This window comes from Maricaulis sp. (assembly GCF_017643475.1).
In the GTDB taxonomy this organism is placed as follows: domain Bacteria; phylum Pseudomonadota; class Alphaproteobacteria; order Caulobacterales; family Maricaulaceae; genus Maricaulis.
This window is the reverse complement of record NZ_JAEPNI010000003.1, coordinates 176,813-203,537: the sequence shown is the minus strand read 5'-3', so window position 1 is coordinate 203,537 and position 26,725 is coordinate 176,813. Positions and strand designations below refer to the sequence as shown.

The 26,725-nt window shown below is 60.4% G+C and carries 28 protein-coding genes; 15 read left to right on the top strand and 13 right to left on the bottom strand.

Features of this window, described 5'->3' with window-relative positions; translation table 11 throughout:
- The first annotated feature begins 10 nt into the window (after positions 1-10).
- Positions 11-1,003 (top strand): M48 family metallopeptidase, encoded by a 993-nt coding sequence (locus tag JJ889_RS12450; protein WP_291895564.1) that lies wholly within the window; start codon positions 11-13, stop codon positions 1,001-1,003.
- Here JJ889_RS12450 and JJ889_RS12445 read toward each other — a convergent pair.
- Together JJ889_RS12445 and JJ889_RS12440 are read right to left on the bottom strand one after the other, a co-directional pair.
- Positions 1,000-1,824 carry an LOG family protein gene (locus JJ889_RS12445; protein ID WP_291895562.1) on the bottom strand — a complete coding sequence of 275 codons (825 nt, stop codon included), beginning with the start codon at positions 1,822-1,824 and terminating at the stop codon, positions 1,000-1,002. The two genes, JJ889_RS12450 and JJ889_RS12445, sit on opposite strands and share 4 nt — an antisense overlap.
- A gap of 228 nt (positions 1,825-2,052) precedes the next feature.
- Positions 2,053-2,409 carry a VOC family protein gene (locus JJ889_RS12440; protein WP_291895561.1) on the bottom strand — a complete coding sequence of 119 codons (357 nt, stop codon included), beginning with the start codon at positions 2,407-2,409 and terminating at the stop codon, positions 2,053-2,055.
- Positions 2,410-2,508: 99 nt separating this feature from the next.
- Here JJ889_RS12440 and JJ889_RS12435 point away from each other — a divergent pair, with 99 nt between their 5' ends.
- Positions 2,509-3,228: a WYL domain-containing protein gene (locus JJ889_RS12435; RefSeq protein ID WP_291895559.1), complete on the top strand. Its 720-nt coding sequence runs from the start codon at positions 2,509-2,511 to the stop codon at positions 3,226-3,228.
- Positions 3,229-3,231: 3 nt separating this feature from the next.
- Here JJ889_RS12435 and JJ889_RS12430 read toward each other — a convergent pair whose 3' ends face one another.
- The 7 genes from JJ889_RS12430 to JJ889_RS12400 all read right to left on the bottom strand — a co-directional run bounded on the left by JJ889_RS12430 (position 3,232) and on the right by JJ889_RS12400 (position 11,599).
- Complete coding sequence (locus tag JJ889_RS12430; RefSeq protein ID WP_291895557.1) at positions 3,232-4,380, bottom strand: AI-2E family transporter; 1,149 nt, start codon at positions 4,378-4,380, stop codon at positions 3,232-3,234.
- Positions 4,381-4,392: 12 nt separating this feature from the next.
- Entirely contained in the window at positions 4,393-5,988 is a 1,596-nt protein-coding gene (locus tag JJ889_RS12425; protein WP_291895556.1) for a TRAP transporter large permease subunit, read from the bottom strand.
- On the bottom strand, positions 5,988-6,770 hold the full coding sequence (locus tag JJ889_RS12420; RefSeq protein WP_291895555.1) for a TRAP transporter small permease subunit: 783 nt from the start codon (positions 6,768-6,770) through the stop codon (positions 5,988-5,990). The genes JJ889_RS12425 and JJ889_RS12420 overlap by 1 nt, the downstream gene beginning before the upstream one ends.
- A gap of 3 nt (positions 6,771-6,773) precedes the next feature.
- Positions 6,774-7,892, bottom strand: coding sequence for a TRAP transporter substrate-binding protein (locus JJ889_RS12415; protein ID WP_291895554.1), 1,119 nt, complete (start codon positions 7,890-7,892; stop codon positions 6,774-6,776).
- 35 nt (positions 7,893-7,927) lie between these two features.
- Positions 7,928-8,683: an arginyltransferase gene (locus JJ889_RS12410; protein WP_291895553.1), complete on the bottom strand. Its 756-nt coding sequence runs from the start codon at positions 8,681-8,683 to the stop codon at positions 7,928-7,930.
- A gap of 53 nt (positions 8,684-8,736) precedes the next feature.
- Positions 8,737-10,578, bottom strand: coding sequence for an SLC13 family permease (locus tag JJ889_RS12405; protein ID WP_291895552.1), 1,842 nt, complete (start codon positions 10,576-10,578; stop codon positions 8,737-8,739).
- 103 nt (positions 10,579-10,681) lie between these two features.
- The gene (locus JJ889_RS12400; RefSeq protein WP_291895551.1) at positions 10,682-11,599 is read right to left on the bottom strand and encodes a flagellar motor protein MotB; all 918 of its coding nucleotides are present in this window, start codon (positions 11,597-11,599) and stop codon (positions 10,682-10,684) included.
- A gap of 87 nt (positions 11,600-11,686) precedes the next feature.
- Between JJ889_RS12400 and JJ889_RS12395 the strand changes: the two genes are divergently transcribed.
- Positions 11,687-12,151, top strand: coding sequence for a flavin reductase family protein (locus JJ889_RS12395; RefSeq protein ID WP_291895549.1), 465 nt, complete (start codon positions 11,687-11,689; stop codon positions 12,149-12,151).
- Here the strand turns inward: JJ889_RS12395 and JJ889_RS12390 are convergent.
- Entirely contained in the window at positions 12,133-14,454 is a 2,322-nt protein-coding gene (locus JJ889_RS12390; protein ID WP_291895547.1) for a penicillin acylase family protein, read from the bottom strand. The genes JJ889_RS12395 and JJ889_RS12390 overlap by 19 nt on opposite strands.
- 61 nt (positions 14,455-14,515) lie before the next feature.
- Here JJ889_RS12390 and JJ889_RS12385 point away from each other — a divergent pair, with 61 nt between their 5' ends.
- Genes JJ889_RS12385 through JJ889_RS12375 form a run of 3 tightly spaced genes read left to right on the top strand, consistent with a single transcriptional unit; the run spans position 14,516 to position 16,540 of the window.
- Positions 14,516-15,382 (top strand): NAD(P)-dependent oxidoreductase, encoded by an 867-nt coding sequence (locus tag JJ889_RS12385; RefSeq protein WP_291895546.1) that lies wholly within the window; start codon positions 14,516-14,518, stop codon positions 15,380-15,382.
- Positions 15,375-15,911: a hypothetical protein gene (locus tag JJ889_RS12380; RefSeq protein ID WP_291895545.1), complete on the top strand. Its 537-nt coding sequence runs from the start codon at positions 15,375-15,377 to the stop codon at positions 15,909-15,911. Before JJ889_RS12385 ends, JJ889_RS12380 begins: the two co-directional genes overlap by 8 nt.
- Positions 15,911-16,540: a trimeric intracellular cation channel family protein gene (locus JJ889_RS12375; protein ID WP_291895543.1), complete on the top strand. Its 630-nt coding sequence runs from the start codon at positions 15,911-15,913 to the stop codon at positions 16,538-16,540. The genes JJ889_RS12380 and JJ889_RS12375 overlap by 1 nt, the downstream gene beginning before the upstream one ends.
- Here JJ889_RS12375 and JJ889_RS12370 read toward each other — a convergent pair.
- Both JJ889_RS12370 and hemB read right to left on the bottom strand, forming a co-directional pair.
- Positions 16,530-17,003, bottom strand: a complete 474-nt coding sequence (locus tag JJ889_RS12370) for a GNAT family N-acetyltransferase (protein WP_291895541.1) — start codon at positions 17,001-17,003, stop codon at positions 16,530-16,532. The two genes, JJ889_RS12375 and JJ889_RS12370, sit on opposite strands and share 11 nt — an antisense overlap.
- Before the next feature lie 310 nt (positions 17,004-17,313).
- Positions 17,314-18,294 (bottom strand): porphobilinogen synthase, encoded by a 981-nt coding sequence (gene hemB / locus JJ889_RS12365; RefSeq protein WP_291895539.1) that lies wholly within the window; start codon positions 18,292-18,294, stop codon positions 17,314-17,316.
- Between the two features lie 264 nt (positions 18,295-18,558).
- On the opposite strand from hemB, the gene JJ889_RS12360 reads away from it, so the two are divergent.
- The 8 genes from JJ889_RS12360 (at position 18,559) to JJ889_RS12325 (ending at position 24,712) form a co-directional block, all read left to right on the top strand.
- Complete coding sequence (locus JJ889_RS12360) at positions 18,559-19,695, top strand: isobutyryl-CoA dehydrogenase (protein WP_291895538.1); 1,137 nt, start codon at positions 18,559-18,561, stop codon at positions 19,693-19,695.
- Positions 19,696-19,706: 11 nt separating this feature from the next.
- The gene (locus JJ889_RS12355) at positions 19,707-20,132 is read left to right on the top strand and encodes a hypothetical protein (protein ID WP_291895537.1); all 426 of its coding nucleotides are present in this window, start codon (positions 19,707-19,709) and stop codon (positions 20,130-20,132) included.
- Positions 20,125-20,583: a hypothetical protein gene (locus JJ889_RS12350; RefSeq protein WP_291895536.1), complete on the top strand. Its 459-nt coding sequence runs from the start codon at positions 20,125-20,127 to the stop codon at positions 20,581-20,583. Before JJ889_RS12355 ends, JJ889_RS12350 begins: the two co-directional genes overlap by 8 nt.
- Before the next feature lie 3 nt (positions 20,584-20,586).
- On the top strand, positions 20,587-21,657 hold the full coding sequence (locus JJ889_RS12345; RefSeq protein ID WP_291895535.1) for an enoyl-CoA hydratase/isomerase family protein: 1,071 nt from the start codon (positions 20,587-20,589) through the stop codon (positions 21,655-21,657).
- Between the two features lie 24 nt (positions 21,658-21,681).
- On the top strand, positions 21,682-22,575 hold the full coding sequence (gene mmsB / locus JJ889_RS12340; RefSeq protein WP_291895534.1) for a 3-hydroxyisobutyrate dehydrogenase: 894 nt from the start codon (positions 21,682-21,684) through the stop codon (positions 22,573-22,575).
- 67 nt (positions 22,576-22,642) lie between these two features.
- Positions 22,643-23,134, top strand: a complete 492-nt coding sequence (locus JJ889_RS12335; RefSeq protein ID WP_291895531.1) for a MarR family transcriptional regulator — start codon at positions 22,643-22,645, stop codon at positions 23,132-23,134.
- A 111-nt stretch (positions 23,135-23,245) separates the two neighbouring features.
- Positions 23,246-24,475 carry a 5-aminolevulinate synthase gene (gene hemA / locus JJ889_RS12330; protein ID WP_291895529.1) on the top strand — a complete coding sequence of 410 codons (1,230 nt, stop codon included), beginning with the start codon at positions 23,246-23,248 and terminating at the stop codon, positions 24,473-24,475.
- 12 nt (positions 24,476-24,487) lie between these two features.
- Positions 24,488-24,712: a hypothetical protein gene (locus JJ889_RS12325; RefSeq protein ID WP_291895527.1), complete on the top strand. Its 225-nt coding sequence runs from the start codon at positions 24,488-24,490 to the stop codon at positions 24,710-24,712.
- 9 nt (positions 24,713-24,721) lie between these two features.
- Here the strand turns inward: JJ889_RS12325 and JJ889_RS12320 are convergent, their stop codons facing one another.
- A complete protein-coding gene (locus JJ889_RS12320; protein ID WP_291895525.1) occupies positions 24,722-25,141 on the bottom strand; it encodes a MucR family transcriptional regulator in 420 nt (139 codons plus the stop codon).
- A 282-nt stretch (positions 25,142-25,423) separates the two neighbouring features.
- On the opposite strand from JJ889_RS12320, the gene glyA reads away from it, so the two are divergent.
- Positions 25,424-26,716 (top strand): serine hydroxymethyltransferase, encoded by a 1,293-nt coding sequence (gene glyA, locus JJ889_RS12315; protein WP_291895968.1) that lies wholly within the window; start codon positions 25,424-25,426, stop codon positions 26,714-26,716.
- Positions 26,717-26,725 lie beyond the last annotated feature (9 nt).

Genomic DNA, 26,725 nt, shown 5'->3' with positions numbered 1-26,725 from the left:
GCGGGGTGCGATGGTGTTCGGGGCAGCCGGACTTCGCACACATATCTGGAACAATAACCTGCGCTCGTTGATCCTGCTGGCCGGATTCCCGGTGCTGCTTGTCCTGATCGGCTTTGCCATCACACTGGTGTGGATGGGCATCGCCGGTGATGGCTATGATGCGGTCAAGGGTGATGTAACCGGCGCGGCGATGGCCGGTGCCTTTGAGCAGTTGCCGGTGATCGGGCTTGTTTCCCTGGGCATTGCTGGTATCTGGTTCATCATCGCCTGGTTCTTTCACCAACGTATGATCGACGCCTCGACGGGCGCGCGGACTGTCCGGCGCGAGGACGAGAAAGAACTCTACAATCTGCTTGAAAACCTGTGCGTTTCACGCGGCATGATCATGCCACGCCTGGCCATTATCGAGACCGAGGCGATGAATGCCTATGCGTCCGGTATCCGCGAGGACCAGTATACCGTCACCGTAACCCGCGGCCTGATGAACCGGCTCGACCGGGCCGAGCTGGAGGCCGTGCTGGCGCATGAACTCAGCCATATCCGCCACGCTGATGTGCGCATGATGGTCATCGCCATCATCTTTGTCGGCATCATTTCCTTTGCGGCAGAGATCGCGTTTCGCGGATTGCTTCATGGTGGCATGCGCGGAGGGCGACGCGGTGGCGGCGTGCTGATCCTGGCGGCCTTCGCCATGATCGCCCTGGCCTGGATTCTGGCGATCCTGATCCGTTTTTCCCTCTCGCGCAGACGGGAATACATGGCGGATGCGGGGGCAGTGGCACTGACCAAGAACCCGGACGCCATGATCTCGGCGCTTCAGAAAATCTCCGGCCAGGCCGAGATCGAAAAAGCGCCAAGCGAGGTGAGGGAGCTCTTTATTGAAAACCCGAAGGCCGGTTTCATGGGCGTGTTTGCCACGCACCCACCGATCGAGAAACGCATCGAGATGCTGGTGGAGCACGCCGGTGGTAAGCGATCCCATCCGAGCGTGCCACAGCGTTAAAGCTGACTGCCCGGGTGTGGCAGAGCCCATTCAGTGAGTTGTTCGGTGATGTATTTGAACGCCTCGTCGACATCATCCGTACGATAAAGCAGATCCTTGTCCTCGGCATTGATGGTGCCGAACTCGACCATGGCATCCAGGTTGAACACCTTGTCCCAGTATTCTGTGCCAAAAAGCACGACCGGAAGGCGTTTGCTCATTTTCTTGGTCTGTAACAGGGTGAGCGTTTCAAACAGCTCGTCCATCGTGCCGAACCCGCCGGGCATCAATACCAGCGCCTTGGCCGGATAGAGGAACCAGAATTTCCGCGTGAAGAAATAGTGGAATTCGAAGTTCAGCTGCGCACTGACCCAGGGATTATTGCCTTCCTCGAAGGGCAGGGAGATGCCCAGGCCGATGGTCTCGCCACGGGCCTCGGATGCACCGCGGTTGGCAGCTTCCATGATGCCGGGGCCAGCCCCCGTACACACGACAAAACGGCGTCCGCTCTTGTCTTCCAGGCTGTTGGACCAGCTGGTCAGCTTGTGCGCGAGCTCACGCGTAGCTTCATAGTATTTCGACTGGCGCAGCTTGCGTTCGGCGTCTTCCAGACCCTCGCCGGATTGTCTCGCCGACTCGAGGGCAGTCTGCGCCTCATCCTCGGCCACAAAACGCGCAGACCCGAAAAACAGGATCGTGTCCTGGATATCGTGTTTGGCGAAACGCTGTTTGGGTTCGAGATACTCCGCCAGGATGCGCAACGGGCGGGCATCGGGCGAATTGATGAACACCTCGTCGCGATAGGCGCGAGGCGGGGTGTTGTACGGTTTTTCCTGGGACATCCATCCTCCAATACGGAACGGATGATCCATAGTGCGCGTGTAAATCGATAAGTGCAAGTTATTGTTGAAATAACGGTTTTCCTCCGCGCTTGGGGAGAGGTGGCGGCGAATCCGTCGGAGGGGGCGTGAGCGCGGTCGGTATTGCCCGTTCGCGGCCCAAAACCCCTTCGACCCGTTGTTTCGCACCGGCCCACTTCCCCTTGAAAAGGGGAAGAAAGGTTCTGTGATCTATTCGAACAGGCAAATCTTGTTGTTATCCAGATCCCGCACATAGGCCGAGAAAAACGGGCCTCGCGGTCCGGGTTCACCGTCGCAGCGCCCGCCCAGTTCCTGGGCCAGTTTGTGAAGGCGGCGCACCTCGTCCGCAGAACCCAGTTTCAGGCCCACCATTGTGCCATTGCCGTTGGTGGCCGGTTGTTTGTCGAAGGGAATGGCGATGGCGAAGGCAAAGCTTTTGTGCTGCCAGTAGACCATGCGATCGGTTGTCATAACCAGCGGCGGCGTCCCGCTGTCAAACATCGCGTCATAGAAGGTTTTTGCCGCGTCCAGATCATTGGTGCCGACAACAAAATAATTCATGTCCATGGGAGGTTTCCTGTCGTTTCCAGCGCGTCGGTGAGCGCTTCTGGTGCCCTAGGCTAATATGTGACATAAAATGGCATATTTGTTTGTTGGAGCCTGTCTGTGAGCAAGCGACTGCGCCGTCTGGAATTGCTGGCCGCCCAGCTGAAACAGGAATGCCTGTGCACGGTGAAGGAACTTGCCGCGCAGCACGGTGTCAGCGAGCGGACGATTGCGCGTGACCTGGATTTGATGCGCGAACAGGGCCTGCCTATCGATGCAGACAGAGGCCGCGGCGGCGGCGTGCGCCTGGATCGGAACTGGGGAGTCGGGCGCCTGAACCTGGCCTATCACGAAGCGGTGGACCTGCTGATCAGTATCGAGGTCGCCGAGAGGATGAACTCACCGCTTTTCCTGGCCAATCTCGGCACGGTGAAACGCCAGCTGATCGCATCCTTTTCGCCGGAGAAGCGTCACCGGATCGAGCGACTGAAATCGCGCATCCTGATTGGTGTGACCGCGTCGACCCAGGTGCAGTCCGGCTTCTCCTCACCGCCGGAGACGGTTGTGCGGCATGTTCACCAGGGATTTATCGACCAGCAGCGTCTCGCGATCCGTTATCGGCGTGAGGACGGGGCTGTCTCGAAACGCGAGATCGAACCGCATTACCTGCTGCTCAAATACCCTGTCTGGTATGTCATCGCGATGGATGGCCTGCGTGATGCGCCGCGGACATTTCGCTGTGACCGGATACTGGAAAGCGAGATGACGGACACCAGTTTTCGCCTGTTGCCGAAAGAAGCGTTCGACAGCGTGCTGGCCGGAAATGAGTTACTGGTCTGAGACCTAGAGGCCCGGCGTGGGCTCGTCGGGCGGATCGGAGGCTTCGGCTAGTTCCGCTTCGAACTCCTCATCTTCCTCGCCCTCCTCTTCCTCAAGCAGTCCCTCAAAGGCCTCGCGGAAGATGAACCAGACGGAGGAGAAGAGGGCGGCGATGACCGGGCCCAGGATTATCCCCACAGCGCCGAAAAGGGTGAGACCGCCAAGTGTGGATAACAACACCATCAGGTCCGACATCTTGGCATCCTTGCCCACCAGGATGGGGCGCAGGATGTTGTCGGAAGTCGAGACCACGACCCCGCCCCAGATCGAGAGGCCTATCGCCGGCACAACATTGCCCGTGGCAAACAGCCAGATCGCCGAGGGTACCCAGATCAGCGGCGGACCGACCATCGGGATGATGGAGAGAAGGGCGGCAATGGCCCCCCAGAAAATCGCCCCCGGCACGCCGGCGACAAACAGGCCCAGTCCGGTCAGGCCGCCCTGGACCAGCGCAATCAGGAAGGAGCCCTTGACCGTGGCGCGAATGGTGGAGAGCGCACGTTCGGCCAGCAGGTCGCGATCCGCCTTGGTCATCGGGATAAGCGTGATGGCCTTGCGCCCGGTCTCGCGGCCGGTCAGCAGGAAGAAGAACAGGGCATAGATCAGGATGAAGAAATTCAGCGTCGCGATTAGCACTCCGCCGGTGCCGGCGCGCAAGCTGGAGACGAGGATATTGCCCACGGTTCCCGCCAGGCTGCCCAGCTGGGCAGCCACGGTGGCCTGATAGCGGATCAGTTCCTCGCGGAAGGGCAACCACTCCGGCAGACCATCCAGGCCTTCCTCTCGGATCGCAGCCACTTGTTCCTGCACCCATGGGGTAACGAGGCCGGTGACCTCGATGGCCTGCTCCGCAACGACACCCATGATGATCGCGGTCGGGATGACAAAGGCGAGCACGGAGCCGGTGACCAGAAGACCGGCGGAAATGCCCTGGCGCCCGCCCAGCTTGTCGGCGAGCCAGTCCTGCGGTTTCTGCAGGAAGATGGTCAGCACTGCGGCCAGGAAAAGCGCCGCCAGGTAATCCCGGATCATCCAGAAGAAGATCGCCGAGATCACGATGGCGAGCACGGCTACAAATCCCCGTTCAAGCTCGAGTTTGCGTTGCGGGGTCATCAGCGGAAGCTCCTAGCCATACAGCCATTCCGGCAGACCGGTCGCCAGCCACGGGACCAGGGCGACGGCGAGGATGCCGATCAGCTGGATGATCACGAAGGGGATGGCGCCGCGATAGATGGCAGCGGTGGTGACTTCCGGTGGTGCAACGCCCCTGAGATAGAAAAGCGCAAACCCGAAGGGCGGCGTCAGGAAGCTGGTCTGCAGGTTCATTGCCATCAGCACGCCCAGCCAGACCGGATCAATGCCCATCATCAACAGGATCGGCGCCACGATCGGCACGACCACGAAAGTGATCTCGATAAAGTCGAGGAAGAAGCCCAAGATGAACATGACCAGCATGACGATGGCCAGCGCGCCCCACTTGCCGCCGGGAACGGCTTCAAGCGCGTGCTGCACCACTTCATCGCCGCCCAGCTCGCGGAAGATCAGCGAGAAGAGCGAGGCCCCGATCAGGATGACAAAGACCATGGCCGAGATATTTGCGGTGGAACTCATCACCTCGTCGAGCACGCCGGACTTTTTCAGACGCCAGAGCGAGAGTGCGGCACCCAGCACGGTCAGACCGACAAGGACCCAGGCGAACAGGCTGCCCATGGCCCCGAGATCGGCCACGAAGAGACGGCGGTCCTGACCCAGATTGGCGAAGACCACGAGTAGGAAAAGTCCCACGAGGGCAGCCAACCCTACAAAAGAAACCAGCTGTCCCAGGCGCGGATTATTGTCAGAGCCGGCATTGCGGGCGCCCGCGAGGAAAGTCGCGCCGACCGCGCCGATCCCGGCGGCTTCGGTCGGTGTTGCCAGACCGGCGAGAATGGAGCCCAGAACGGCAAAGATCAGGCCCAGGGGTGGCAGCAGCGCGTGCAGGATCTTGCCCCAGTCCGTACCGCCTTCCGCCGCCGGAGCGGCCGGGGCGCTGTTCGGTCGCGTGATGGCAATAAAGACCTGATAGCCGATATAGAGGCCCACCAGCAGCAGGCCCGGGATGAGGGCGCCGGCAAACAGGTCTCCGACCGAGACAATATCCGGTGAGAAAATGCCCTGGGCGCGCTGGGCTTCCTGGTAGGCGTTGGAGATCTGGTCACCCAGAAGAACCAGCACGATGGAGGGCGGAATGATCTGTCCGAGAGTGCCGGAAGCGGCGATTGAACCGGCTGCGAGTTCCGGTGAATAACCGCGCTTGAGCATGGTCGGCAGGGACAACAAGCCCATGGTCACAACCGTTGCACCAACAATGCCGGTGGAGGCAGCCAGCAGGGCGCCCACGACCACGACCGAGATGCCCAGCCCGCCGCGCATGGTGCCGAAAAGCGCGCCCATGGCCTCGAGCAATTCCTCGGCGACCTTGGATTTCTCCAGCATCACCCCCATGAAGACAAAAAGAGGAACCGCGACCAGGATCTGGCGGTCCATCTCCATCAGATTGCCGTAGATACGCTGCGGGAAGGCGCGGAAGTGGATCGGGTCGAACACGTCCAGCGCCATGCCAATGAGGGCAAAAAGCAGGGCGACACCGGCCAGGGTGAAGGCGACCGGATAACCGCGCAGCAGGGCGGCGAAAGCCGCTGCGAACATCAGGAAGGGCAGGATTTCAATGAGGGTCGACATCAGACTTCTCCCTCACCGAGATTTTTCGGGCGCGGTGGCGTTTCCTGGCCGGCTAGTTTGAGGCCCGAGCGCGCTGCCATGGCGATACCCTGCAGGATCATCAGAACGGCAAACAGCGGGATAGCGGTCTTGAGCAGAAAGACATAGGGCAGACCGTCACTCTCACGCGAGCGTTCAAGAATACGCCAGGTGGAATTCATATAGCCGGTCGACGCCCACAGGATGAGCGCGCTCATCGGGATCAGGGTGAGATAGACGCCCAGCAGGTCGATCCAGGCTTTGCCGCGTTCGCTGGCCTTGGAATAGAAGATGTCCACGCGCACATGCCCGTCCGCGAGCAGGGTGGAGGCCGAGGCGAGCAGGAAGAGCAGGGCGTGCATGTAGATGACGCTTTCCTGCAGCTTGGTGGAGGCAAAGCCGAAGACGTAACGCTGGATGACGATCGTGGCGGTGACGACCACCAGGCCGAGCGCAAACCAGCGCGCAGCACCGCCAAAGGCGCCGGTGACGTTTTCGATGAAACCGATGAGGCTGCGCTGGAAGGCGTGCCAGGCGCTCGGCAAGGCAATGAAACGGCCGAGAACGGCCATGATCAGGGGGATGGTGAGGACGGGCCAGAGATAGCGTGCTGCCAGGGCCAGCGATCCGCCCATCGCCTGCGCGATGCTGGGGAGATTGGCCTGGAACCAGCTGGCAACACTGCCACCGGTCATCCCGTCCACAATACTCAGTCCGATCCCGACCAGGACCAGAACGAGAAGAAATCCGTCGCCCTGCCGCATGATCTAGCCGCGCAGAATGCGGTCGCGATGCGCCATGTACGGCATTTCCGAGATCCGGCCCCAGTTCTGCATCTGGTTGCGCGCGGTGAGATAGCTGTCATAGACGCGGCGCGTCATGGCATCGGCATTACCGGTGTCGGAGACGACCTGTTCGGAAATCTCACCGATCCGGCTCCACATCTCGTCGGTGAAGGAGCGCAGCTGGACACCATGCTCGTTGAGCAGCACGTCGAGCGCCTGGGCATTCTGATAGGTGAACTCGGCCAGCGAGACATTGTTGGCCGCACGGCAGGCCGCCTGGATGATCGCCTTGTGATCCTCGTCGAGGTCATTCCAGACACCCAGATTCATGCCGACACCGAGACAGGAGCCCGGCTCGTGGAAACCCGGGCCATAATAGAAGGGCGCTTCCCGATAGAAGCCGAAGGCCAGGTCATTCCAAGGGCCCACCCACTCGGTCGCGTCGATGGCGCCGGACTGGAGCGCCGGATAGATCTCGCCGCCGGAGAGCGTGACAGCTGCACCGCCCAGTTCGCGCAGGACATTGCCGCCCAGGCCCGGAATACGCATGCGCAGGCCGCGGAAGTCTTCCAGCGAATTGATCTCGCGTTTGAACCAGCCGCCCATCTGGTGGCCGGAATTACCGGCCTGGAACGGCTTGATATTGAACTGGCCGGACAGCTCGTCCCAGAGCGCCTGGCCGCCACCGAACTCCACCCAGCCCATGATCTCGGTGGCTGTCATGCCCAGCGGTACAGCGGTGAAGAAGTTGAAGGCCGGCGACTTACCCTGCCAGTAGTACTCCGCGCCGTGATACATGTCTGCCGTGCCCTCGGAGACCGCATCAAAGGCCTCGAACGCACTGACAATCTCGCCTGCCGCGTAGACACGAATGTCCAGCGTGCCGCCTGAGGCGGCATTGGCGTAGGCCGCGACATTGTTGGCCGCCGTGCCCAGTCCCGGGAAGTTGGCCGGCCAGGTCGTGACCATGCGCAGGCGTTTCACGCCGCGATTGATCGCCGGAGAGGCGACGTCAGAACCCTGCTGGCTGGTATCGCCGCAAGCCGAAGCGATGGAGGCGCCGGCAATGGCGGCTCCGCTGAGGAATGTACGTCTGTCCATGAACTCTCTCCCCCGAGGACTGGCGGTCGGGCAGGTTACCCGTTGAAATCTGTGTCCTCATCGATATCGAGCGTATCGAAGCCCGTCCAGCCTGCAGGCGTCAAAACCTGCAGAGGTTGGAATTTTGCCTTGTATTCCATCTTCCGGCTGCCCGAGACCCAGTAACCCAGATACACATGCGGCAGCCCAAGAGCAGCCGCCTGGCGAATCGCATCCAGGATCACATAGCTGCCCAGGCTCCGCCGGGCCAGATCCGGATCGAAAAAGCTGTAGATCAGCGAGATGCCGTCTTTGAGGACATCCGTGAGGGCGCAGGCGATCAGCTGGCCTGCTGGATCACGATATTCGGCCACATGCGTGCGCTGGGCGCCTTCTTCGATCATCATGACGAACTCGCCGAAACTCATCCCGACCATGTCGCCATCATGGTGTCGCGAGGCGAGATAGCGGGTCATCAGCTCATATTGTTCTGCAGTGGCGACATTGTTATCGGTGCAAAGTGTGAGGTCGCGGTTCTTTTTGATCAGTTTGCGCCACTTGCGGGACCACTCGAACGTATTGGTATCGATGCGAACGGATTTGCAGGCGTCACAGGCCTCGCAGGCGGGTCGGTAGAGTACTGACTGGCTGCGGCGAAAACCGGCATGGGTCAGGTTGTCATTAAGGGCCGGACCCTCACCGGGCTCGATCCGCGTAAACACCTTCCGTTCCATCTTGCCCGGAAGATAGGGGCAGGGCGTGGACGCCGTGAGGAAGAAGGGGATTTGTCGCGTCGCGAACGGGTGGGTCACCGGAAACCTGTTACTGCTGGCTTGTCAGGGCACTATAACACAAAGGCTCATCCTTACATCCAGCCCGCTGCGTAACGCAGGGCCAGATATCCGGTGAAGGCCAGCCAGATGACAATCACCAGCGGTGTGCCTGCCTTGAGGTAGTCTCCGAATGTGTAGTGACCAGGCCCCATGACCAGGAGATTGGTCTGGTATCCGATTGGTGTCGCGAAACAGGTGTTCGCGGCGAAGAGCACGGTGAGGGCGAACAGGGTTGGGTCCTGGCCCAGCTGTTCGGCAGCGCCGACCGCGATCGGCGTAAACAGGATGGCCGTGGCACTGTTGGAGAGCACATTGGTCAGCGCGGCAACGAAAATGAAGAGCGCGGACAGCAGGACGACGGGTCCAAACGGTGAAAACGCCGCGACAACGCCGCTCGCCAGAAGATTGGCGCCTCCGGTGACCTGCAGGGCACTGCCCAAGGCGAAGGCTGAGCCGATGAGAAGATAGATGCGCATGTCCACCGCACGCGCTGCTTGACGCGTGTTGAGACAGCCTGTCGCCAACATGGCGACGGCGCCCAGGAAGCTCGCCAATACAATGGGTGCGATGCCAGTCGCAGCCAGAAAGACCACCGAGCCGAATATGATGCGCGCTGACAGGGTTTTGCGTGGATCCGCGATGGAGGATTTTGACCATTCCAGCAACAGGAGGTCGCGGTCGGCCCGCAAGCGGCGCATGGCCCGGCCGGATCCGAACAGCAAGAGCGTGTCACCGGCTTCCAAGCGAATTTCGCCCATGCGCGAACGGATCATGCGGCTGCGGCGTTGAATGCCCAGCACGACACTACCGGTATTATGCCTGAAACCGATCTGTTCGATTGTACGGCCAATCAGGCGTGAGCCCGGCGCGACAACCGCTTCGGTCAGCCCCAGCTGATCACCCGGAGCGTCGTCCTCGCCGTCCGAAGAGGTTTCAATCAGGCCTTTGACCATGTCGGCATTCTTGGAAAGCAGGTCCTGAAGTTTCTGGCGTGTCGCGGCGACGATCACCAGGTCACCCGGCTTCAAGGTAAGCTCGAAGAAGGGGGGCAGGATGGCGTGTTCGCCGCGCTGGATCATGCGAACGGTCATGTCCGGCAGATCCGGGAACATGCCGGCGACCGGCTGTTTGCCGTCGAGCGGGTGTCCGGGGGTGATTTCCAGCTGGGCGATGTATTGGCGGCCGTCAGCGCCGTGCAGGCTTTCCTCCATGCCTGCACGATCGGGCAGCAGCCGCGGCAGGATGGTCAGGATGTAGATAAGGCCTACAGCCGCCAGGAAAGCGCCGATACCGGAGGGGGCGAAGAAACCTAGCGTCTGGCCGGTGGTCATGAACAGGCTGTCGGCGACCAGGAGATTGGTCGAGGAACCGATCAGTGTCGTCATGCCCGCCAGAATGCACACATAGCTCAGCGGAATCATCAGCTTGGACGGGCTTTGTTCCATTCGCTTGGCGATGGCGACCAGGATTGGAACAAACATCACCACGACGGGCGTGTTGTTGATGAAGGCGCTGACCGCAAAGACGAAGCCGAACATCGCCAGCAGCGTCGACCTGGGATGGATTTCATAGGAATTGAGAAGGAAGCGCGTCGGCCCATCCATGGCGCCGGTCTGGAATATGCCCTGGCCGACAATCAACAGGGCGAGGATCGTGATCAGCGCCGGATTGGCGAAACCTGCAAGCAGTTGTGTCGCTGTCGGGTTTCCAGTCTCGAGCGGGAAGAAATGGAAAAACGCCATGAGCGAGACAACAATCGAGGCGGAGACCACTTCGATGGCAAACCTGTCCCAGCAATAAAAGACAACCGCCGTGATGACGCCCGCGAGGACGACCCACATCTGCCAGAAATCTACAGACGCCAGTTCTTGCATGAATTAAGGAGAGCTCGATTCCAGATTGGACAAGGCAAAACGCTAACACGCTTGCCTGTCCAAATTGAAGTCCGAAATCGTATTGCGCTGAATTATCGCGGCGTTAGAGGCGGTGTCCGTTTGGCAGGACCGGCGCTTCACGTAGCAGCGTAATCGAAATCCGACGATTGCCCGGCATGAACGGGTCGTCCGGATAAAGCGGTTCGGAGCCCGCTTTGCCACGCACTTCATAGATGCGGTCATCCGTGATGCCTTCGCTCTGCAGAACGGCGCGGGCGGCATTGGCGCGGTCGGAAGAGAGATCCCAGTTGGAATAGCCAACCGCCGAGGTTGGTCCGCTGTCAGTGTGGCCGGCGATGGCGACCCGGTTGGGCAGGCGGTCTGCGATACGGGCGACGGCACGCAAGAGGGCCACGGCGCGATCATTCGGCTCGACAGACCCCGGATCGAACATCGGGCGACCTTCCTGGTCGATCAGCTGAATGCGCAGGCCTTCCGGCGTGATGTCCATGAGAACGTGATTGGAGAGCTCGGCAAGCTCCGGCATTTCCTGCATCGCCTGGCGCAGCGACTGGGAGGCGCTGTAGAGCTGAGCTTCGGCGCGGCGCTCCTGCGCCTCCATCACAGCATCCATGGCAACGGCTGGTTCGCCGTCCTCTGCCGGAGATGCCTCGGGGGTTTGTTGCTGGCGGCGGTCATTGCGCTGCGGGGCGGTCGGGGCGAGACGCTGGCGCTGGGAACTATCACCGGACCCCTGTACGCCATCATCACCCGGGGACGTACCTTGAAGCGGAGCACCGGAACCGGAGTTCGCCGGCGAAACCGAGGCAGGCGCAAAATAGTCAGCGATACCGCGCTTTTGTTCCGGCGTGGTGGTGTTGATGAGCCACATCAGCAGGAAGAAGGCCATCATCGCGGTCACGAAGTCGGCATAGGCCACTTTCCAGGCGCCACCATGGTGTCCGCCCCCGCCGCCCTTGACGACTTTCTTGATGATAATTGGCTGATCTGTGCCCGCCATGACTACCCACCTTGTATATTTTTCTGACTCCTCAATATTGGATCACAGTTAAGGTCAGGTTTCCGAACCCGCATTGAGGGCAAATTCGTGATTAACAGCCGGGATTTCCGCAATGCGCTCGGGCGCTATCCAACGGGCGTAGCCATTGTCGGTGCGTTCGTGGATGGCGAGGCGCTGGGCATGACGATCAATTCCTTTGCTTCGGTTTCGCTTGATCCGCCGCTGGTGCTCTGGTCGATCGAAAAGAACTCCGAACGCTGCTCGATTTTCGAAGCTGCGCCGTATTACGGCATTTCCATCCTCGCACACGACCAGTCCCACCTGGCCCATTCCTGTGCCCAGGATGCAGACTTCAATGCCTGCGAGATCCGTTGGGATGGTGACAAGGCCCCACTCGTCCATGACGCCGTCGCGACCTTCCTGTGCAAACCCTATGCGGTCTATGCGGGCGGTGACCACGACATCCTGGTGGGCGAGGTCATCGAGATGACAACCCCGCGTGATGTTCCGGCCCTGGAATTCTTTCGTGGCAATTACGGCGTGGCCGGGTAAAGCCTCAGCGTTTCGCTGCCCTCCGGCGCGGATGCCGGGGTCCAGTCGGTGCGGATCTGGATGTAGTCGCCACGTCCCCATTGCGGGGCCAGATCATCATAATGCTCTGAGAGGAAATGCCCTGATTGCCCGGTCGTGATCATGTAGAGCGAGCTGTCGAGGTCACCCAGATCATAAAGCGCCCGGTAGGATGCTGCATGGACCACGGCATAATCGCCGCGCCGCCAGCTGTGATGCGCGACATTCACCGTTGAACCGTCACCGGGGATAGGGGTCTCGATCGTGAAGAGACCGGCCAGCAGCGGGATGTCAGAGAAGGGCGCATGGGCATGGCGCGCATAGTGCACATCGCCCCATTGCCAGGCCGCGATATCGCCGCCCATCTCCTGCACCAGCTCGGCCATGGCCGCATCCAGGGTCGGCCCCAGCAGGTCATCGCACGCGCCTTCGCCTGTCTCGACATCTGCACACCAGTGCGCTGCATCACCCAGCAGTACATCTTCCATGAATTGCTGCCGGTAGCCGACCCAGCGATCCGCCTGGTCGCCCAGCTCATCATTGTAGATTGCCGGGCCAAGATGCTGCATCCAGGCCGAGAAGATCAGCGGCTGGGGGATATCGATCGCCATGTCCGCATCCCACTCGGCAAGCAGCGCGATGGCGCGCTGGCCCTCCGGTGATTGCGGTGTCGCGGTGAGCAGAACAGGCAGGAGATTGCGCGCGACCGTCGAGACTGTGTCGTATTGCAGTTCGGCCATGCTCGAGAGGGTATGGCGCTCGCTGGTTTCCAGCCCCTCGTAAATCCGGGTGATGCGGCTGACGCCATACCAATCGCTGGTCAGGTAGTGCGGATAACCGTCAGGGATGATCTTGTTGTTGGCCGTCGCGATGAAGCCGCGCTCGGGATTGCGCGTGTGCGGCAGTTCCTCGAACGGGATGATGTCGACCCAGGCGCCGGACTCGTCGCGGACCGGGATGCGAGCCGGGGCGTAAAGGCCGATATCGCCGTCCACCGCCGCAAAAACCATGCTTTGCTGGGGCGCGATGAAGCCGCGCAGCGCATTGACAAAATCATCCCAGTTTTCGCCGCTGAGAATGCGCATGCCGACACCGGCGGTCGTATCATCGGGTTCATCAAGCATCCATTGCAGGGCAAGGAAGTCTGCGCCCTCCGGAACGGGATAATCGAAATGTTCCGGATCCAGCACCGGGCCGGTTGCGGTGGTGCGGCGGGTGATGGTGACAGCGTCGCTGAAGCGAACCTGGATGATTTCCTCGCGGCTGTCGATCACGGCGTCTTCGGTCACGGCGTGCAGGTCACCGACATCGGGCGCGGTATTGGTGAACCCCCAGGCCATGTGATCATTGCGGCCCAGCGTTACAAAAGGCGTGCCGGGCAGGGTGACCCCGACCGTTGAGCCTTCCGGCGTCGTCAGCCGGGTCAGATACCAGATCGCCGGTGCGCGCAGGCCCAGATGCGGGTCATTGGCCAAAATCGGATGGCCGCTTTCGGTCAAACGCCCGGACACGACCCAGTTATTGGAGCCGTCACGGGCTTCCTCATTCGGGCCAAGCGTGGGGATGGCCTCATCGTATTGCGCGTCCGGAGTATCTTCCAGACCGAGATCGGCCATGGACAGGGAGCGCGGGGTTTCATCCGGGTAGCGGCCCATGAACTGGCGCGCCTGCTCTTCGCCGAGCTGCTCGATCAAGGCGTTCAATCGGGGCTCTGAGAAGGCATTGCCGAACAGGTCCAGCGCGATGGCCTTGTAGACGGTCACCGTGTCGCCGGGCGTCCAGGCTTCCGGCTCGAACATCAGGATCTGGTATTCCGGCGGGGCGACAAAACCGGGCGCTGAGATAACGGCGTTGACGCCATCAGAGTAAGCCTGCAGCGCGCCTTGAACATCCGGCGGAAGATTGGCTACGGCCGTGTCCGCGGCTTCGCCCAGCCCCATGGTGCGAAACCAGATATCGCTCTCCAGCCCGGCTTCCCCGAGAAACTCCGAGAGGCGACCGCGCAGTGCGCGGCGGGTGATTTCCATCTGCCAGAGGCGGTCCTGCGCGTGGGCGACGCCAAGGGCGTAATACGCATCATGGGAATTGCTCGCGAAGATATGCGGCACCGCATGTTCGTCACGGACGATCTGGGCCTCGGCGCGCAATCCGGCCAGCTCTAGGCGGCCAGAGGTTTGAGGCAGGGACGCGTACAGACGAATCACAAAACTGAAGGCCAGCAATGCCAGCAGTGCTAGGATGATGCCGGCAGCCCAGGCTGCAAAGCGCACAATCGAATTCGTCATGATGTCTTGCCCCCCCTTGCGGCACACACTAGCAAGTGAGTGAAAGCGATGGGAGGGCAAGATGGCAAGCTGTACTTTCCTTGGGCTCGGCGTGATGGGGTATCCCATGGCCGGCCACCTCAAGGCAGCAGGACATGACGTCACCGTTTGGAACCGCACGGGTGCAAAGTCACTGGCCTGGGCGGAGGAACATGGCGGTCAGGCCGCGGACACTGTCGAGGCTGCTGTTGCGGATGCGGACCTCGTCATGATGTGCCTGGGCGACGATCCCGATGTGCTCGCGATTGCCGAGCAGGCCATTCCGGCGATGAAGCCCGGCGCCATCCTGATTGATCACACAACAGCATCCGCAGAACTTGCCCGCGAACTGGACATGGATGCGCGCGATGCCGGAATCGGTTTCATCGATGCGCCGGTCTCCGGTGGTCAGGCCGGCGCCGAGAACGGTCAGCTGACCATCATGTGCGGCGGCGAGCCGGATACCTTCGCCCGCGCCGAACCGGTCATGGATGCCTACGCCAAGGCGATGTCGCTGATCGGTCCGGCGGGATCGGGGCAATTGGCCAAGATGGTCAACCAGATCTGTATCGCCGGTGTCGTCCAGGGGCTGTCGGAAGGTCTGCACTTTGCCAAGCGCGCGGGCCTTGATCCGGAATTGGTGATCGGCGCGATCTCCAAGGGCGCGGCCCAGTCCTGGCAGATGGAAAATCGCTGGGAGACGATGGTCGCGGGCAAATTCGATTATGGCTTTGCCATTGACTGGATGCGCAAGGATCTTCGCATCACACTTGAAGAAGCTCGTCGAAATGGCGCCAGGCTGCCGGTCACCGCGCAGGTGGATCAATTCTATGGCGATGTTCAGGAGATGGGCGGCAATCGCTGGGATACGTCCAGCCTGATCGCCCGCCTGGAGAAGCCCGGTGAGTGATCCCGCGGGCAAGGGCGAATACGGTCGCTATATCGAAACTGACAAGGTTGCGATGGGTGTTTGGGTGCGTCTGGTGAAGCTTTTCGTGACCTGGAAACTGATCTTCTTTGCCGGAACGAGGAAGCGGACGTGGATGCAAGCCTCCAACGACCAGCTCACGATATTGACGCGATCGAAGCATTGGAAAGTCGGGCTCGGCCTGTTGGGCGGGCTGAGCGATGGGCAGGTCGACTTCCTGCTGGAGTATGCGCGTTTGAACGCAGAGCGAGTGGAGCGGGTCTTTCGGACGACGGCACTGTTGCTGATCACGATCCCCGTCGGTGCTATTGTTGCCATTAATGAAGTTTCCCCAACGCTCATGGAAGATCTCGGATTCGGAGATGAACCGTTTTTCATAGGTCTGATGACCGGTTGGGGTGTCGTGGTCGGATATCTCATGCTGGTGGCCTGGCGGTCACGCGACCTGGTGGATTTCATGGCGTTTGAGGTCGCGCGGCGCAAGTTGGCGAACACCAAGACCACTCAATGATGAGCATCGATCTCCTCTTTGCTATCCTGGACTATGCCGGGATCGGGTTTTTTGCCTATTCCGGCGGCATGCTGGCCGCGCGCAAGTCCCTGGACCCGTTCGGAGCGGCGATTGTCGGCGCGGTCACCGGCATGGGTGGAGGCACGCTGCGCGACATCCTCCTGGGCTCGCTGCCGGTCTACTGGATTGCCGAACCAAGCTATCTGGGCGTCGCACTCGTGGGCGCCTTGCTGGGTTATTTCACCTCGCCTTGGGCGCAATCCCTGGCCTCGCGGCGGATCGTGCTGAACTGGGCGGATGCGGTGGGGCTGTCCGTCTTTTGCGTAATCGGTGCCCGGGCTGGTCTGGCCGCCGGTGCCCACTGGTCAATCGCGCTTCTGACCGGCGTGATGAGCGCGGCCTTTGGCGGACTTATTCGCGATATCATCGTCAATGATGTGCCGCTGGTGCTGAAAGAGGACATCTATGCCCTCGCAGCGCTGGCCGGCGCCGGTGCCTATGTGGCCGGCCTGTCGCTGGGCCTGCCGGTGGAATGGGTGACGCTGGGCGCAGCCGCTCTGGCACTCGTCCTTCGCGGCTGCGCGATCGTTTTCAAATGGTCATTGCCTGCGATGAAGATCAGCGACTGATACGCTGCTTCCCCATCCGAACCATGGGAATGCCGACCTCCGGCATCGGATATTCCGAGACCGCTTGCCAGCCGTGTTTGCGGTAGAAATTCACCGCCTGGGCATTATCCCGAAAACTCTCCAGCTCGATGGTCCCGAACGTGTCGTAGAGCAGACGCTCGCCATGCTCCAGCAGGGCTTCGCCAATGCCTTTGCGGTGATGGTCTACGGTGACCATCATCAGGTGGATTTCATTGTCCTTGATGGCCACAGCGCCGACCGGTTCTTCGCCCCGCTCTGCCACCCAGAGAAACGCGTTGCGCTCGGTATAGTATTTGGGCACCGCACCGGAGGCGATGTAGTCCTCGACCGCATCCGACCCGATCACTTCGGGGTGTTTCTGGCGAATGGTCTTGTAGGACAGGGCGGTCAGCGCATCGACATCATCGAGAGTGGCCGGACGCAGGGAAATTTCAGATTTCAAATTCGTATTCAATGTCTTGTTCCTGACATGAGAAAACACTGCGCTCACAAGGCGGGCACGTTATTCAGTTCTCGTGAAGCCCGCCAGAACGGCGGGCACGTCAGGACTCAAGAGTCATAAAATCTCCGTTGAAGGGCCGATGTCGCATGGATGGCGGACGAGGGCAAGACGGTCCTATCTTCCCCCATGGGGAAGTGCCGAAACGAAGTGAAGGCGAAGGGGGCGAGCGCAGCGAGCTGTCCTCCGGACTCCGTCCTCCGGCCCCTCCGACGGCTACGCCGTCACCTCCCCGGTGGGGAGGATAAGTCTCTTAAGCCCCCAGCGCCCGCGCCGCTCTTGGCGCAAAATATGTGATAATCCCGCTGGCACCGGCGCGTTTGAAGCTCATCAGGCTTTCCAGCATGACGCGTTCACCGTCGATCCAGCCATTCTGGGCGGCGGCCTGGATCATGGCGTATTCGCCGGAGACCTGGAAGGCATAGACCGGGACGGCGAAGTTTTCGGTTAGGGCGTGCACGATGTCCAGATAGGGCAGGCCGGGTTTGACCATGACCATGTCGGCACCCTCGTCAATGTCGAGTTCAACCTCGCGCAGGGCTTCGGCCGCATTGGCCGGATCCATCTGATAGGTTTTCTTGTCACCCTTGAGCGCGGCTGCCGAGCCGATCGCCTCGCGATAGGGGCCGTAGAAGCCCGACGCGTATTTGGCCGCATAGGAGAGGATCATCGTGTTGTGATGGCCGTGGCTTTCCAGCGCCTCGCGGATGACGCCGATGCGGCCATCCATCATGTCGGACGGAGCGACGACGTCACAGCCGGCTTCAGCCTGCAGCAGCGCCTGACCGACGAGCATTTCCACCGTCGCGTCATTGGCGACATAGTCCCCGTCCAGCAATCCGTCATGGCCATGCGTGGTGAACGGGTCGAGCGCCACATCACAGATGACGCCGATATTGGGCGCGGCATCCTTGATGGTCTTGATCGCCTGGGGGATGAGGCCGTCCGGGTTCAATGCTTCGCTGCCCTCGTCATCCTTCTTGGACGGATCGATATGCGGGAAGAGGGCGATGGCCGGGATGCCGAGCATCTCCGCATCCTTCGCTGCGGTTGCCAGTGCTTTCAGGGACAGTCTTTCCACACCTGGCATGGCGGCCACGGGCTCGACCGGATCAGCCGTATCGGAGACGACCACCGACCAGATGAGATCATTCACCGTCAGCGTCTTTTCCTGCACCAGGCGTCGGGACCAGTCAGCCTGGCGGGTACGGCGAAGTCGTGTGGAAGGATACATGTCGATGTCCGGCGCGGTTGTGATTCAGTGTTCTGGTAACTGGATACGGGATCAGGGGATAGTGTGGCAAACCCGCTCAGTATGAGACCGCGATTTCAGGAACAGAATATGCGCATTGTGCAGCGCAGCGGAATTGCTGTTTCCCGCAAAGGCTGATGGCGGCGTTCTTGTGCCGGATTGCCACCCTGCAACAAACGAAACTTGCCCCGGGGGTCAAGCCGCGATAGCTCTCCGCCCAACGCAAGCAAATCATGGAGCGCCGCCGTGCACTTCTCTCTCACCGAAGACCAGTCCCTGATCCGCGATATGGCGCGCAAATTTGCTGATGACCGGCTCAAGCCGAACGCAGCGCATTGGGATGAAGAGAAGATTTTCCCTGTCGATGTGATGCGCGAAGCCGCCGAGCTGGGCTTTGCCGGAATTTACACGCGCGAGGATGTGGGCGGTTCCAACCTGACCCGCCTGGATGCGGCGCTGATCTTTGAAGAGCTGTCGCGCGGCTGTGTCGCGACAGCGGCCTTCCTGTCTATCCACAATATGTGCGCCTGGATGATCGACACCTGGGGCAATGAGGAACAGCGCCAGCGTTTCCTGCCGGGCATGATGACGATGGACAAGATCGCGTCCTACTGCCTGACAGAGCCGGGTGCCGGTTCCGACGCGGCGAGCCTGCGCACCCGTGCCAAGCGTGATGGCGATCATTACGTGCTCAATGGTTCCAAGGCGTTTATCTCGGGCGCGGGCACGTCGGATTATTACGTCGTGATGTGCCGCACCGGTGATGATGGTCCCAAGGGGGTCTCCACCGTTGTGGTCGAGAAGGACACGCCCGGTCTCAGCTTTGGCGCGAATGAGAAGAAAATGGGCTGGAATGCCCAGCCGACACGCGTCGTCACGTTCGAGGACTGCCGCGTTCCGGTCGCCAACCGTCTGGCCGATGAGGGCATGGGCTTCACCCTGGCGATGAATGGCCTCAATGGTGGCCGCATCAATATCGGCGCCTGCTCGCTGGGTGGTGCGACCGAGGCGTTCGAGACTGCCAAGGAATATGTCCACACGCGCAAGCAATTCGGTCGTGAGCTGGCCCAGTTCCAGGTCACCCAGTTCAAGCTGGCCGACATGGCGACCGAGCTCGATGCCTCGCGTCTGATGCTCTATCGCGCTGCTGCGGCACTCGATGCCAAGGACCCGATGGCGGCGCAGTATTGTGCCATGGCCAAGCGCTTCGCGACGGACACCTGTTTCGACGTTGCCAACCAGGCCCTGCAGCTGCATGGCGGTTACGGCTATCTGAAAGACTACCCGCTCGAGCGCATTGTGCGGGATCTGCGTGTCCACCAGATCCTTGAAGGCACAAACGAAATCATGCGAGTGATCATCGCCAAGCAATTGACGGCATAAAGGAGAGCGCCATGGGCGAAGAGACCGGGGCCAGCGAGCCGAAGAGCTTTGAGACCACCCTGGAAGCCTTTGCCCAGGCCTGTGCCGATGCGGAAGAGGGCATCGTCGCCGAACAGCCCATGGTCGGCATTGTTCTCGACGCCAAGGAAGAGTTCGGTGCGGATGAGTCGATGTCGGTTGAAGCCGATGGCTGTCTGCGGCTGACCCTGCGCGTCGCGGCAAGGGATGGCGGTTTCGTCGTTCTGTCCAAGACGACCTATGCGCCCAAGCAGGAGGTGAAGGTCGGTGATCTGGTCTGCTGGGTCCCGCTCAAACACGAAGCGGCCCTGGCCGAACAAGCCAATGACGAGCGTTTCGGCTGGATCGGCCTGGTTTTCGCCACCCTCGAACCGGACTGGGTCGAGGACGAGTGGGCGCTGAGGGAGTTTTATGAGTGATCTGCTGACGGTGACCAGCAGTGGTCGCCGCAACTGGCTGTCATGGCTGGTCGCTGAAGAGGTTTATGCTTCTGGGTCTGATCGAGCGCGTTTGATCCGTTTGCGTCATTCATTCCAGCCTGCCGTCGCCCCGCTGGCGGATGAGTTTACGCATTCGCATTGGCGAGAGGTCCCCCTGGACGAAGCGAGGCTTCTGGCAGCGGACCGGGCCAAGAAAGGGATCGCCTATAACTCGTTTGCTCTACCGAGGCGTTTGTTGTCCCATCCACGGGTGAACAGCTTTTTTGCTGATTTCTCGGACGCGGCACGTGCCTTTACGAACTGGGGAGAGATCATCGGGGGTGGATGTAGTGGCGGCTGGCAACCTTTCACGCAATCCACTTTCGACCTCGCCGTTGGTGTAGTAGACGGCAAGAAAATTGGAATCTTCTGCATCGAAGACGAGGACTGAACCTTGACTGACGAACCCGAAATCATCGCCCGCAAGACCGGTCAGATTGGCCGGATCACGCTCAATCGCCCCAAGGCGCTCAACGCGCTGACGCATCCGATGTGCCTGATGATGATCGAGGCGCTGGAGAGCTGGCGTCATGATGACGACGTCAAGGCGATCGTCGTTGATGGCGCTGGCGAGAAAGGGTTTTGTGCGGGCGGGGATATCCTCAAACTGCATGACAGCGGCAAGGCGGGCAATGATGATGCCTGGCTGTTCTGGCGTGACGAGTATCGTCTCAACACGCTGATCTTCCATTATCCCAAACCCTATGTGGCGCTGATCGACGGCATCACCATGGGCGGCGGTGTCGGCGTATCGGTGCACGGATCGCACCGTGTTGCAGGCGACCGCACGATGTTTGCCATGCCGGAGACCGGTATCGGTTTCCATCCGGATGTGGGCGGGGCCTATTTTCTGCCGCGTCTGGCTGGCGAGATCGGCACCTGGATGGGGCTGACGGGCGCTCGCCTCAAGGCTGCTGACGCGGTCGCATCGGGCCTCGCGACCCATTACTGCCCGTCCAGCCAGTATGATGCGCTGGTGGCGGCTCTAGAGAGCGCAGATCTTTCCGATGACGACGCGCTGGAAGTCCTGCTCGAAGAATTTTCCGGAGATCCCGGTGACAGCGACCTGGCCCATACGCGCGGCCTGATCGATGCAGCCTTTGCCGGCAATCGGGTCGAGGAGATCATTGCGCGCATCGAGGGCGCCGGTGATGGCTGGTCGACAAAACAGGCGAAAATCCTGTCGTCCAAGTCCCCGGCCGCGTTGAAGCTCACGCTGGCGGCGCTGCGAAAGGGCGCGGACCTGTCCTTTGAAGATGTCATGCGCCAGGACCTGCGCGCGTCGAGCTGGTGCCTGAAGGGCAAGGATTTCTATGAGGGCGTGCGCGCCGTCATCATCGACAAGGACAATGCGCCGGTCTGGGATCCGTCCACGCTGGCCAGCGTCAATGACAATGATATCGCCGAGGCTTTTGAACCCCTCGACGCAGACCATGAAATGACCTTCCTGGGCGACGACGCTTAAGGACAGGCAAGGGGAGAATACGAGATGGCGACGATCGCATTTATCGGTCTGGGCAATATGGGCTCGGGCATGGCAGCCAACCTGGTCAAGGCCGGCCATGATGTGAAGGCGTTTGACCTGTCCGACGCCGCTGTGGCTCAGGCGGTGGAGCAGGGCGCGTCAGCCGCAGGGTCCGCAACGGACGCCGTTGCCGGCGCGGACGCCGTGGTCACGATGTTGCCCGCGGGCAAACATGTGCGCGCGGTCTATGAAGGCCAGGTCTTCCCGGCCGCGGCGCCGGGTACGCTCTTCCTGGATTGCTCCACGATTGACGTCGACAGTGCGCGCCATGTCGGTGGTGCGGCCGTCGACAAGGGATTCAAGTTTGTCGATGCGCCGGTCTCTGGCGGTGTCGCAGCGGCCACGGGCGGCACGCTGACCTTCATGGTCGGTGGTTCCGCAGACGATTTTGCCGCCGCCGAGCCTTTCCTGCAGGCGATGGGCAAGGCCGTGATCCATGCCGGTGATACCGGTGCAGGCCAGGCCGCCAAGATCTGTAACAACATGCTGCTGGCCATCACCATGATCGGCACGTGTGAGGCCTTCGCACTGGCGGAAAAGCTGGGTCTCGACCAGCAGAAATTCTTCGATATCTCGTCCAAGGCCTCCGGCCAGTCCTGGTCCATGACCAGCTATTGCCCGGTGCCGGGTCCGGTCCAGACCACGCCGGCCAATAACGACTATCAGCCCGGTTTCGCCACGGCGATGATGCTGAAGGATCTCAAACTCGCCCAGGATGCGGCCCAAAGCGCCGGTGCATCCACGCCGCTGGGTGCCCAGGCCGAGGCGCTCTATGCCATGTTCGACAATCTGGGCGGTCGTGATAAAGACTTTTCAGGTATTTACGAGCTATTGATAGGAAGTTGGGGTAAAAATTAAGCGGTTTTTAGAGCTTTGCGTTTAGCGTCCCATCCAAAGATCAAAAAGATCGGGTGGAGTACAGACCATGGCATTGGCTGAAAGCGTAACGCCGCAGGCAGGACCGCAGGCAGAATATCTCGAACTTCTTCAACTGGTGGAGCGTTTGCATCGCCAGCTTCTTGATGTTGTCAAGGACGAGCTGGACCGCGAAGGGCTCGAGGATGTGAACAGCGTGCAGGCGCTGCTGTTGTTCAATATCGGTGACCAGGAGCTCACTGCGGGCGAATTGAGGACGCGTGGCCATTATCTGGGCTCCAACGTCTCCTATAATCTCAAGAAGCTCGTGGATGCCGGTTACATCCGCCACGAGCGTTCTTCCACGGATCGTCGGTCTGTGCGTGTCAGCCTGACCGAAAGCGGTCATGCGGTGCGCGAACAGCTCAATGAACTCTTTGCGCGCCAGGCCGGATCCCTGCATCCGGTGGGTGGTGTGGAAGGCGAGACGCTTCCGACCGTCAATACAGCGCTCACACGGATCGAGCGTTTCTGGTCAGATCACATCCGCTTCCGGATGTAAGTACTGCAAAAAAATCAGGGTGCGGCGCTTCGTCCATTCGCAGGAGCGCCGTTAACAGTTTATACCGAGACTCAGTTCCCACTGAGCGGGACAGACTGTTACGAGGCCCCCATGGATTACCAAGCCGCATTTGGATCAGCTGTACGTCGCGTCAAGGCGGAAGGCCGTTACCGCGTCTTTGCCAATCTCATGCGCAAGAAGGGTGATTTTCCCAAAGCTCGCTGGCGCACACCGGAAGGTGATGTCCGCGATGTGACGGTCTGGTGCTCCAATGATTATCTCGGCATGGGGCAGATTCCCTGCGTCGTGGAATCGATGAAAGCCGCGATCGACGAAGTCGGTTCAGGCGCTGGCGGCACCCGCAATATTTCCGGCACCACGCATTATCATGTCGAGCTCGAGCACTCGCTCGCCGACCTGCACCAGAAAGATGCCGCACTTCTCTTCACCTCCGGCTATATCGCCAACGAAGCCACGCTGGCGACGCTGGGCAAGATCCTGCCGGGTCTGATTATCTTCTCCGACGAGCTGAACCACGCCTCGATGATCGAAGGTGTGAAGGGCGCGCGCTGTGAGAAACATGTCTGGCGGCACAATGATGTCGAGCATCTGGAAGAATTGCTCAAGGCCGCTCCGATTGATGCGCCAAAAGTGATTGCCTTCGAGAGTGTCTATTCCATGGACGGTGACATCGGTCCGATCGAGGCCGTGTGTGACCTGGCTGAAAAATACAATGCGCTGACCTATCTCGACGAAGTGCACGCAGTGGGCCTTTACGGCTTGCGCGGCGCCGGCATCGCCGAGCGGGATGGTCTGATGCATCGTGTCGACATTATCGAGGGCACTCTGGGCAAGGCGTTTGGCGTAATGGGCGGCTATATCGCCGCGGACGGCGCTATCATCGATGCGATCCGTTCCATGGCACCGGGCTTCATTTTCACGACGGCACTGCCGCCTTCGCTGGCCGCCGGAGCCCGCGCAAGCGTCGAATATCTCAAATCATCCAATCATCTGCGCGAGAAACACCAGGAACGCGCGGCGACGCTGAAACAGCGCCTGGCCGACGCCGGTTATCCTGTGATGCCGTCCGTGACCCATATCGTCCCGGTCAAGGTTGGCGATCCGGTTCTGTGCAAGCGCATCACCGATCGTCTGCTCGCGGATCACGGCATCTATGTGCAGCCGATCAACTATCCCACCGTTCCGCGGGGCACCGAGCGTCTTCGACTGACGCCGACACCGTTGCATACGGATGAGATGTTTGATCAATTGATCACGGCGCTCGACGTGGTCTGGGAAGAGGCGTCTGCGGAAGGCCAGGACGGCCTCGCCACCGCCTGATCGTGAGGCTGGATGGGCGGCCACGATATCTATCTTGAAATTGTCGGGATCGGGAACGCAGTGCGTGTCGCTGCGGTTGACGGTGTGACCGGTGACGAGGTCGTCTTTCAGGTGCCTGAAAAAACTTCGCGGGCGGAAATCGAGCGCCTGGCCGTCGCCAAGCTGAAATGGAAACAGGACAAGGACGCCAATAAAAAACGGCCGGGTTCGAAGCCCGGCCGCGGTATTACTGCTTGAAGCTGGGTCCTACGCCTTGGCGCCCCGGCCGAGGCCAATATCCTTGGCAAACTGCGAACGCTTGCGTGAATAGGCGGGCGCGACCATCGGATAATCCGAGGGCAGATTCCATTTCTGGCGGTATTCGTCCGGGGACATGTTGTATTGGGAGCGAAGATAGCGCTTGAGCATTTTCAGCTTCTTGCCGTCTTCAAGACAAACGATGTGATCGTCCGCGATTGATTTGGAAACTGGTACAGCCGGCTTTACTTTTTGCTCAATTTTTTCCTCGATCGAGGAAACACTCGTCATTGTGGCGTGCACAGACTTGATCAGGTCTGGCACACTTTCGGCCGGCATTGAGTTGTGTGACAGATATGACGAGACGATTTCAGTCGTCATGCGAAGCAGTTCTTCTCTGTCGATATCAGGCAGAGCGTTGTCAGTCATATCCGATCCCTTTTTGCTTTTTTTGGATGAGGGCAGCGTAAAGTGAACGCTGTTCGTATTGGAGGGATATGGTTAGTTGAATCACAATTCAAGTCTTCAGAAGTGCATTTCGGTATTCGTATACGTGCAGTGTGAGTAATATAAATATTCCGTAATATTGCAGGGCGTTCACGAGGCGAGATGCGGTCTTGCAAAAAGGAAGCTTGAAGGCCCGTGAGCACCATCCTATCAAAGCGGCATAACGAGTAAGGACCCGCCATGACTGACACTCTCACTGACACGATGGATACGGCTTCCACAGAAGCGTTTTTCTCCCAGCCGGTCGTCGAATCCGATCGCGAAGTTGCCGGAGCCATTCACGCCGAGATTCTGCGCCAGCAGAATCAGATCGAGCTGATCGCTTCAGAGAATATCGTGTCGCGCGCTGTGCTTGAGGCGCAGGGCTCTCCGCTGACGAATAAATACGCGGAAGGTTATCCGGGGCGCCGCTATTATGGCGGGTGCGAGCATGTTGATGTCGTTGAACAACTGGCCATCGATCGGGCCAAGGAATTGTTTGGCGCTGCCTATGCCAATGTCCAGCCGAGTTCTGGCAGCCAGGCCAATCAGGGTGTCTTCCTGGCCTTGCTCAAGCCGGGTGACAAAATCCTGGGCATGTCGCTGGATGCCGGTGGTCACCTGACACACGGCGCGCGTCCGAACATGTCGGGCAAATGGTTCGAGGCGCATGCCTATGGCGTCGACAAGGACACGGCCCTGATCGACTATGATGCGCTGCGCAAGCAGGCGCACGAGGTCAAGCCGGCCCTGATCGTTGCAGGTGGTTCCGCCTATCCGCGCGAGATCGATTTTGCCGAATTCCGCAAGATTGCTGACGAGGTTGGCGCCTATCTTCTGGTCGACATGGCGCACGTTGCCGGCCTGGTCGCCGGCGGGGTCTATCCCAGCCCGGTGCCGCACGCGCACGTCTGCACGACGACCACTCACAAGACCTTGCGCGGTCCGCGCGGCGGCATGATCATCTCCAACGACCTGGATCTCGGCAAGAAATTCAACTCTGCCATCTTCCCGGGGCTGCAAGGTGGCCCGCTGATGCATGTCATCGCCGGCAAGGCCGTTGCCTTCGGCGAAGCGCTGCAACCGGAGTTCAAGGCGTATATGAAACAGGTTGTCGCCAATTGCCGGGCTATGTCCGATGCCGTCCTGGCGGGCGGCTATGCCATCGTGTCCGGTGGTACGGACAGCCATCTGACGCTGATTGACCTGCGTCCGAAGGGCCTCAAGGGCAATATCGCAGAGGAAGCACTCGAGCGGGCCTATATCACCTGTAACAAGAATGGCGTTCCGTTTGATCCGGAAAAGCCCACGGTCACGTCCGGTCTGCGTGTCGGCTCTCCGGCCGGTACGACACGGGGCTTCGGCGAGGCCGAATTCAAGCGCATTGGCGAGCTCATGGTCGAGGTTCTCGACGCGCTGGTCGAGAGCCCGGAGGGCAATGCCGAGGTCGAGGCCCGAGTGCGTGAGGAAGTGAAGGCGCTGACAGCACGCTTCCCAATCTATCCGAAACTGGCCTAAGGTAACTGA